The organism is Mesorhizobium sp. M4B.F.Ca.ET.089.01.1.1 (genome assembly GCF_004022605.1).
Lineage (GTDB): Bacteria > Pseudomonadota > Alphaproteobacteria > Rhizobiales > Rhizobiaceae > Mesorhizobium > Mesorhizobium abyssinicae.
Window position 1 is genome coordinate 1 of record NZ_RZOS01000235.1, and the last position, 8,890, is coordinate 8,890.

Annotated in this window: 6 protein-coding genes and 2 pseudogenes; 1 reads left to right on the forward strand and 7 read right to left on the reverse strand. The window is 61.4% G+C overall.

Annotated elements, in window-relative coordinates:
* The 4 genes and pseudogenes from EN780_RS20715 to EN780_RS20730 all read right to left on the reverse strand — a co-directional run.
* Positions 1–307 (reverse strand): annotated as a pseudogene (locus tag EN780_RS20715) (hypothetical protein); the annotation flags it as partial.
* Complete coding sequence (locus EN780_RS20720; RefSeq protein WP_128275166.1) at positions 252–1,217, reverse strand: toprim domain-containing protein; 966 nt, start codon at positions 1,215–1,217, stop codon at positions 252–254. The gene EN780_RS20720 and the pseudogene EN780_RS20715, both read right to left, overlap by 56 nt.
* Positions 1,218–1,278: 61 nt before the next feature.
* Positions 1,279–3,375, reverse strand: coding sequence for a ParB/RepB/Spo0J family partition protein (locus EN780_RS20725; protein ID WP_128275162.1), 2,097 nt, complete (start codon positions 3,373–3,375; stop codon positions 1,279–1,281).
* 165 nt (positions 3,376–3,540) lie between these two features.
* On the reverse strand, positions 3,541–4,731 hold the full coding sequence (locus EN780_RS20730) for a DUF932 domain-containing protein (RefSeq protein ID WP_128275163.1): 1,191 nt from the start codon (positions 4,729–4,731) through the stop codon (positions 3,541–3,543).
* A 506-nt stretch (positions 4,732–5,237) separates the two neighbouring features.
* Here EN780_RS20730 and EN780_RS20735 point away from each other — a divergent pair.
* Positions 5,238–5,534, forward strand: a complete 297-nt coding sequence (locus EN780_RS20735) for an AlpA family phage regulatory protein (RefSeq protein ID WP_127399894.1) — start codon at positions 5,238–5,240, stop codon at positions 5,532–5,534.
* Here EN780_RS20735 and EN780_RS20740 read toward each other — a convergent pair.
* From EN780_RS20740 to EN780_RS20750, 3 genes and pseudogenes are all read right to left on the reverse strand, one after another.
* Positions 5,488–6,744: a site-specific integrase gene (locus EN780_RS20740; RefSeq protein ID WP_128275164.1), complete on the reverse strand. Its 1,257-nt coding sequence runs from the start codon at positions 6,742–6,744 to the stop codon at positions 5,488–5,490. The genes EN780_RS20735 and EN780_RS20740 overlap by 47 nt on opposite strands.
* 292 nt (positions 6,745–7,036) lie before the next feature.
* Complete coding sequence (gene guaA, locus EN780_RS20745) at positions 7,037–8,599, reverse strand: glutamine-hydrolyzing GMP synthase (RefSeq protein WP_128275165.1); 1,563 nt, start codon at positions 8,597–8,599, stop codon at positions 7,037–7,039.
* Positions 8,600–8,654: 55 nt separating this feature from the next.
* A pseudogene (locus tag EN780_RS20750) lies at positions 8,655–8,890 on the reverse strand (5'-methylthioadenosine/S-adenosylhomocysteine nucleosidase); the annotation flags it as partial.

The window sequence follows — 8,890 nt, forward strand, 5'->3', positions numbered from 1 at the left end:
TCGAGTGGGTGTTACGCTCGTAGTGCTCGGCGGCCTGGTCGCGCATCAATTCGAAAGCGCTGCGGCGTTCGAGCATGGTCTGACCTTGGGCGATGAGGCGCTCGAGCTCGACCGACTTGACCTCGGATCCGTCCTGTTCGCGCTGCAGCCGCAGCTGGCAGAGCTCGTTTTCATCGAGCTCCCGCTCGATCCGCCTGGTCGCGCGATGGAACAGATTGACCGTTCCCCACAGGAGTTCCTCAAGATCGGGTTCAAGGCGTGTGTCGGCCATTGCCACCACGAGAGCGTCGAAGATATCGGCGATGCTGGCTGGCCGCATTGGTGCGTTCAATGAGAGTTGCCACTGCTCCGTCACCGGCTGGATCATTGTCACGGGCGATATAGAGCCGCCACAATGTTTCAGGAAACAGGATTGCGGACAGATGCGCCGCCGACAGTGCCGCGAGTGCCGGCATGGCGGGCAGGACAGTGCGTTGCGATAACATGGTCTCGATGCCTTCGCCGGCAGCCATGACATCGCAACAGCAGCCGAAGCGGACGGCGTGTCCGAGCAGTTGGCCCATGGCGCGTCTCGGCGTCTCAATCGGAGCGCGCCCAAGGTGAGCCTCGCTAAATCCGCCCGGATCGAGCCAGGTGCGGTGGGCACCGGTAAGTTTGCCTTTGAGGTCGGTGACGGTTGCGATCATTGCCGGCCATGTTTCGGTCGGGCCGCGTTCCGGACGGTAATAGCAGCGCGGATGAAACCGAAGGCTCCCGGTCTCGTGCAAGGCTGTGATCGCGCGTCCACGAAGATAGGTCTCCACAAGCGTTCCTGGTATCGACCGCGACATGGAGACCAACCGCCGCGCTGCTCCTGCAGAACCGGAAGGTGCCAGCGCCCTGGTCTGCTTCGATACCGTCGGCTGCTGTTCGGAGCGCGGCAAGCTCAAAAAGTTGCAGGCTTCCGCGCTGATATCGATAAAGTCGATCAGGCCGCAGCTCTCGCGGATCACGTCCAGCAGGTCACCGTGCTCGCCGGTAGCAGCATCAGTCCATTTGCCTGCGGGACCCTTTGGAGTGTCCCTCAGCCTTACATACATCGATCGCCCAGGCGTGTTTCGGGCGTCGCCTACCAGCCAATAGTTGCCATGGCGCCGGCCGTTTGAAAGATAGTTCCGGCATACCGCCTCCGCCTGCCGGCTGAGACGGCGCGCGAGGTCGTTCGGGCTTCTAGACACGGTCCGCCTCCAGAAAAGAGGCCCGCCGTCTCCGGCGGGCCAGATGAAGACTTGCCACTGATCATCCAGCAGCGATCGTATGAGGCTCATTCGCGGCATCGTCATTTTCAGCGAAGCTCTCGGTGTCGGCCACGGACAATTCGCCGTCGTTCCCTGCCGTCGCTTCGACCACCGTTTGCGGCGATCCTGTCTCATTCGTTTCTGTATTCCCGTTTCCCGGGGTGCGCAGGGGCTCAGGGAGCCAACCGCTGCTCCCGATCAGCTTCTCCGCCTCGCTCGCCATGTCGCCCTTCTTGAGGTGCGCTATTCGGTCAGCGGCTTCCTGGCCCTTCGCTTCAGTGAGTGCCTGGAGAATGCGCGCCTTTGTGACACGCCCAAGGAAGTTGTCGACAGACGGCCGCCAGCCGGCCGCCGTCATGTCGAGGTCGATGGCGTGTGCCAGCCGGTCGGCATGGGCGAGAGCGCGCGGGCGCCTGTTCCATGCTTCATGCACGGCGTTGACCGACATGCTGACGGCATGTGCGAAAAGCGCAGCCTGGCGATCGCGATCCCAGTCGCGAAGGGCATCCCAAAGGTCGGCAGCTTCCTTCGGCAGCGCGTTGGCCCACAGGTCGTGTCGGACACGGATCGCCTGTGCGCAGGTGCTGTCGTTCAATCCTGGCGCTTGGGCGCCGAAGCTGACGCTCTTCAAGTCCAGTTCCAGGCAGCTATCCGACCCATATTGGTAGAAGATCTTCAGCGTGAACGCGTGCAAGGCGGCGAGGAAGGCTATGTCCGGATTTCCACCGAGCGCCTGACGGAGGCCGAGCGTGCGATGTGCCGTCAGTTCCGTCATGAGCCGGTCAGAGATCGGCGAGATGCGATCGTCCTCTTCGGGGTCGGCCAGCGGCTCATTGTCGGCCGAAACGCTGCCCCCGTCTCGGACGGCAGAAGCCTCCAAGGGTTCCTCCCCCTCTTCGCTTGGCAGTGTCTCGATGGGCAACTCGTCCTCGGGACGGACGTAGCCGCGCTCGACGCGAAGACAACCGTCTGGCGCGATGCTGATGAAGCCACCGGCGCGGGCAACCTCGAGCGGGTCGAAGGTGAGTGGCCGGTTTTCGAAGGACTGAAGTCCAGTCTCCAATTCAGCGAGACGCTGATCGATTTCGTCCGGGAGGTCCTCGACGCTGTCATATTCCTCCGACAGACGGTCGAACTCGAGCTGCAAGGCCTTACGCGTCGACTCCTCCTCGGCGCTAAGAGGCGACGGTTCTCCGCGCAGTTGGCGGAGACCGAAGGCGTGGCCGTAGGCGAAGTCGGGCGCGATTTCGATCCACTTCCAGCCTTCTGCGCGAACCGCCTCCGCGCGTCGTTCCAACTCATCCGCGACCAGCCGGTCTACCAGGACGACATCCTGCAGCCAGCCACCGTCGTCGCCCTGGAACAGGTCGCGCATGACTATGCCTCCGGCCTCGACATAGGCGTCGATGCCGATGAACTGCACCCGCTTGTCTGACGCACGCACCGAGCCCTCCGTCAGCATGCGCCGAATGGCATAGGGCTGCTTGTCATCGGAGGGCTTCAGGCGTTCGAATACCTGCTGCTGGCGTTCATGATCGCCGGATACAGTGAACGCCATGAGTTGGTCGAGCGTCAGACCATCTTCGGCATAAATCTCAAGCAGTGCCGGTGACACCGAAGCCAGCTTCAGGCGTTGCTTGACCACACCGATCGAGACGAAGAACGCGGCAGCGATATCCTCCTCTGACTGCCCCTTCTCGCGAAGGGCAAGGAAGGCCCGAAACTGGTCGAGCGGATGAAGGGGCGCGCGCTGGACATTTTCCGCCAGCGAGTCTTCCTCGGCAATACCCTGCTCTCGCACGATGCAGGGAACCGGCGCGGTTTTGCTGAGGCGCTTTTGCCTCACCAAAAGGTCCAACGCGCGATATCGCCGGCCACCGGCCGGAATCTCGAACATTCCGGTTTCCACACCGGCTTCATCCTTGACCGGCCGGACGCTGAGACCCTGCAGCAGCCCACGGCGGGCGACATCCTCGGCCAGTTCCTCGACCGAGATACCGGCCTTCACGCGCCTGACATTTGCCTGACTGAGCACAAGTTTGTTGAAAGGGATGTCGCGCGAAGACGACAGGGTGATCTTTTTGGCAATAGCAGCCATCGATGTTACTCCGCGACGGGCAGCCGAAAGCCACTCTCTCGACCTGCAACCCGTCACAAAGCGCAGCGCCGCCCTCTTACTCTTGAGAACGACGCCGTAGCACGAGAAAAAAAGACGCGAAGCGGACAGAACTGGAGACCGGTGCATCTCCTGGCTTCCAGAATGTCAGACCGCCTTGTCGAACAGCTTCTTCGCCCGCGCCTCCAGATCAAGCCGGGCATCCTGATGGGTCTTGTCGCGAGCCACCGCCGTGATGCCCTGCACGAAGTCGAAAACACTTTCAGGCTTGCGACCTTCCTCGGTCAGCACTGTCTCAATGATCCTGGTTGCCTCCGCCTTTGAGAAGCCACGCTTGCGCAGGAAGTCGCCGCGATCGTCATCGGTACGGGCAACGATCCGCTCGCGCGCCGCCTTGATGCCGTTGATGAAGGGCATGGGCGACGAATTGGCAAAGCGTGCAAGCGCCGGCGCGGCCTCACGCGCAAAACGTGAAGCTGCGTATTTCGAATGACGAATGGTAATCTCCTCAAACTCCTCAACACCCCAGAGATTGCGATTCTGGCAAACGGCGCGAAGATAGAAGCTTGCGATGCCGAGCGTCTTGGCGCCGACCTCCGAATTCCAACAGTAAAAGCCACGGAAATAAAGATCGGGTGAGCCGTCCCGTAGCCGGCCGGCCGCGATCGGATTGAGATCGTCGACCAGGAAAAGGAACACGTCGCGGTCGGAGGCGTACAGCGTCGTGGTGTCCTTAGTGATGTCGGCTCGCGGATTATAAATGCTCGTCGACCAGTCAAGGACGCCCGGCACCTTCCACCGGGTGTCACCTGTGCCGTTGCCGGCGATGCGCTGCACGGCGGCGACCAGTTCGCGATCGAAGATGCGGCCGTAGTCCGGGCCGGTAACCGCACGCAACTCAACACGACCATCCTCGATTTCCAGCGTCTTCACCTGTTCGGAGCGGTGAGACGTCAGGCCATATTGTAGATTGATGCCGGCGAGCGGCGCTGGAAGTTGGCGCAAATAAGCCGCCGGCGCGCCAACAAGACTCGCCAGTTGGCCAAAACTCCAATGGGTTGGGGCGATTGGAATATCGGAGCCCGGCAGCACCAGCGTCAGGCGCTCGGCATCGTTGCGACTTGCCTCTACACGAATAGCCGCGCTTTCCACGGTTCTCGTCCGGCTGCGCTCGGTCCGCGTCTGCACCGCCTCGAATAGCTCCGATAAGGACAAGTAGCGCTCGTCGGCCGGCCGCGAAAACCATTCCGAGGACACGCGACCAATCCGCTCGCCGCGGCTCAAATCCACCTTGAAGCCGCCGGAATGATCACGGGTGGCGTTCAGAACTTGTGTCATGGGTCGTCTCCATGACGGGCGCCGAAGGCCTCTCCTTCCGCCTCAACCCGTCGCCGAAAACCCGGCCCTTCTCTGACTCTTTGTCGGGAGAGCCCCCCTCTCCCGACAAACACAAAAAAGGGCGTACAAGGCGGAAGCACCGAAATGCCCGTCGGAGGGAGTAAGTCAGTTCGGTGCTGGAGCAGGTTCGTGGCCCTGAGACCGGTTCAACAGGGCGGCCGTAGGAGCATCAGCATAGCGCCGCCGTAAGGCGGGATGCGGGACCGACAGCCCCCGGCGAAGGGCGCTATATAATGCTTCCTCGGTAAGCTTGACCTCGGAGCGGCATGCGATCCGTCGAGGCGCGTCAGGTCGAATAACCGTTTCTTCGGTCCGGGTCATGGCGACCCTGACTGACCGATATGTGCGAAAACACCGCCCAACATACGCTTATCGACTTTCGCCCTTTCCATCCTCGCCAGCTATCGGCAGCAATCGTTCTGCGACACGAGGAAAGGTAGGCCGCCATGACTGATCCCAGGGAGGCTACAATAAAGCGGACGATCCGCCGTAAGGAGCTACGTGAAATCGTCCCTCTGGCTGACAGCACAATCTATGAAATGGAGCAGCGCGGGCAATTTCCGCGACGTTTCGCTCTTACCCCCCGTTGCGTCGTGTGGGATTTGGCCGAGGTTGAAGCCTGGCTCCATGCGCGCAGGGCAGCACCAATTCCCCGAGCCAGCCCTCCAGATGTGCGTTTGAGAAAGACCGCTCCTGTCAAGGCGCTGGATCGGGCTCAAAGACCGTCATCATCGGGGGCATAAGGACGACGGGGCGCTTCCTTCCCTCGACCCAGGCTTCCACTGCATCGGACCATTCTTGCATCATGTGGCGGCGCTGAACTTCGTATTCCGCCTTGTTGTAGACGCCGCGGGAGGAGCGGCCGTCCTCGTGAGCCAGGCATTTTTCGATCCAGTCGCTGTTGAACCCTAGTTCGTTCAAAAGTGTAGAGCCCGTGCGCCGGAGATCGTGCACGGTGAATGGCTCAAGCGGCAGGCCTTCCTTCTTCGCCAGTTCGGCCACCGCATAGGTCACACGATTGAAGGTTGCGCGCGCCATTGGCGCGTCCGCGTCGTAGCGGGATGGCAGCACGAAACGAGAGTTCCCCGAGCAGGTCTTGAGCGCAACAAAGATGTCGAGCGCTTGGCGTGATAGATAGACGTTGTGGGCCTTCGATCGCTTCATCCGTTCCTTTGGAATGGTCCAGACCGCATTCTCGAAGTCAACCTCGTCCCAGGTTGCGTCCTGAAGTTCGCTTTTTCGAACCATCGTGAACAGGATGAGGCGAAGGCCAAGGCGAATGGTGGGCAGTGTTGCGACCTTCTCCAGTATCTTGAGCATGACGCGGATTTCAGTTGGGGAGAGCGAGCGATCTCTCGGGACAAAGTGAGCAATCGATGCCGGCCCTACGTCGTCGGCCGGATTGGACACCTTCTCGCCATGGAGAATGGCGAAGCCGTAAATTTGCTTGAGGATATCACGGACGTGGATCGCCGTTGCCGGCGCTCCACGCTCGACGATCTTGGCACATTGGGCGCGAAGATCGTCCGGTGTGATTTCGGTCAGCAGCCTATTGCGCCAAACCGGCAGGAGTTCGCGTTCGTAAATTGACCGGCGCATTGAGCGAGTGCTATCCGCCATTGATGCCATGGTCAGCCACTTCTCTCCGAATTGGCCAAAGCTCTTGGCTTCTTTCAGTCGCCGCTTGTCTCGTTGCTTTTCGATGGCAGGAGAGCGGCCTTCTCTGATAGCTCGACGTGCATCGAGGCATTTTTCCCGGGCCTGGAGCAGGGAGATCCCATCGCGCCCGTACTTGCCGAGATAGACGGTCTCCCTCCGGCCATTGAGCCTGTAATCCAGACGAAACGAGATCGTGCCGCTAGGCATGACGCGGACATACATCCCGTCACGATCCGCCACCTTGTACATTTTCTGCTTTATTTTCAATGCCTTGATTGCGGCGTCCGTCAGCATCCCGACTGCCTTTCCAAAAGTACCGTCACGGGTTTTTTGAGGGCTTTTGGCGGAACTTCTTCTTAATTTTCATAGCCTTAGCCTGAAAAAAGTACCGTCATCAGACCTCTATGAGGTGACGGTACTGTTGAAAATTCATCGTGGCAATATGTCGGAGGTCCGGCAGCCAGTCCGGCAAGGCCGAACAATGCACGCCGATAGGCAGCGAAAGCTGTTGGCAAAAATTATTTTTAATTTCAGTTAGTTAGATCGATTTCTGGCGTAATTTCGGCGACGTTCGGATAGACCTGAATCATTCCCACTCGATTGTGCCGGGCGGCTTCGACGTCACGTCGTAGACGACGCGGTTGATGCCCCGCACCTCGTTGATGATGCGGGTGGCGGCGGCGGCGAGGAAGTTCATGTCGTAGTGGTAGAAGTCGGCCGTCATGCCGTCGACCGAGGTGACGGCGCGCAGCGCGCAGACGAACTCGTAGGTGCGGCCGTCACCCATCACGCCAACGGTCTGCACCGGCAGCAAGACGGCGAAGGCCTGCCAGATGGCGTCGTAGAGGCCGGCCTTGCGGATCTCGTCGAGATAGATGGCGTCGGCCTCGCGCAGGATCTCCAGCTTGTCGCGGGAAATGCCGCCCGGGCAGCGTATGGCAAGGCCGGGGCCTGGGAACGGATGGCGGCCGATGAAGCTTTCGGGCAGGCCGAGTTCCTTGCCCAGCGCCCTCACCTCGTCCTTGAACAGCTCGCGCAGCGGCTCGACCAGCTTCATGTTCATGCGCTCGGGCAGGCCGCCGACATTGTGGTGCGACTTGATCGTCACCGACGGGCCGCCGGAGAAGGAGACGCTTTCGATGACGTCGGGATAGAGCGTGCCCTGGGCGAGGAAGTCGGCGCCGCCGAGCTTCTTTGCCTCTTCCTCGAACACTTCGATGAACAGCCGGCCGATGGTCTTGCGCTTCTTCTCCGGATCGGACTCGCCTTCCAGCGCCGAGATGAAACGGTCGGAGGCATCGACCAGGATCAGCGGCAAATTGTAGTGCTGTCGGAACATCTCCACCACGCGCGCCGCCTCGTTCTTGCGCATCAGCCCGTGGTCGACGAGGATGCAGGTCAGCTGGTCGCCGACCGCCTCGTGGATGAGGAGCGCTGCAACCGAGGAATCGACGCCGCCCGACAGCGCGCAGATCACCTTGCCCTTGCCGACCTGGTTGCGGATCGCCTCGACGGCATGCTCGCGATAGGCGCGCATCGTCCAGTCGCCCTCGATGCCGGCGATGTTGTGGACGAAATTGCGGAGCAGCCTGGCGCCATCCGGCGTGTGCACCACTTCGGGGTGGAACATGATGCCGTACATCTTGCGCTCGACATCGCCGAAGATGGCGAAGGGCGAGCCTTCCGACCTGCCGAACACCTCGAAGCCCTCCGGCAAGGAGATGACGCGGTCGCCATGGCTCATCCACACCTGGTGGCGCTGGCCGGGCGCCCACAGCCCCTCGAACAGCGGGCTTTCCTTCTCGATCTCGACGAAGGCGCGGCCGAATTCGCGATGGTTGGAGCTTTCGGCGACGCCGCCCATCTGCACGCAGAGCGCCATCTGGCCGTAGCAGATGCCGAGCACCGGCACGCCGGCCTCGAAGACGATCTGCGGCGCGCGCGGGCTGCCGATATCGGTGGTCGAGGCCGGGCCGCCGGAGAGGATCACCGCTTTCGGGTTGATGCGCTTGAAAGCCGCCTCGGCCGACTGGAACGGCACGATCTCGGAAAAGACGCCGGCCTCGCGGATGCGGCGGGCGATGAGCTGCGTGAACTGGCTGCCGAAGTCGACAATCAGGACGGTGTCGGAGCGATTGGCTGTTTTCATGGCGAGCGTTTAGAGAAAGAAACGAGTCGGCGCAATGGGTTGCGGGGCGTCTGGCTCAATCCAGTCCTTGCCGGGAACCAAGCCGGATCGTTCCGGATGCGATCGCCTGCTCCAGCAGGCCAATGGCGCCGGCCAGCTTCTCGTCGATGACGTGGAGATACTCCGTCCAGTCGCCGACATGCCTCAGATCCGCCGCACCGTCGGAAATGCCGCGCAGTCCGATCAGCGGCACGCCGAAGAGCTGGCAGGCGCGCAGGCAGGCGAATGTCTCCATGTCGACCATGTCGGCGG

Bases quoted from the DNA above. Each gene is read 5' to 3' on its own strand.
- EN780_RS20740 (WP_128275164.1), bottom strand. From the start codon at position 6,744: ATGCTGACGGACGCCGCAATCAAGGCATTGAAAATAAAGCAGAAAATG.
- guaA (WP_128275165.1), bottom strand. From the start codon at position 8,599: ATGAAAACAGCCAATCGCTCCGACACCGTCCTGATTGTCGACTTCGGC.
- EN780_RS20725 (WP_128275162.1), bottom strand. From the start codon at position 3,375: ATGGCTGCTATTGCCAAAAAGATCACCCTGTCGTCTTCGCGCGACATC.
- EN780_RS20730 (WP_128275163.1), bottom strand. From the start codon at position 4,731: ATGACACAAGTTCTGAACGCCACCCGTGATCATTCCGGCGGCTTCAAG.
- EN780_RS20735 (WP_127399894.1), top strand. From the start codon at position 5,238: ATGACTGATCCCAGGGAGGCTACAATAAAGCGGACGATCCGCCGTAAG.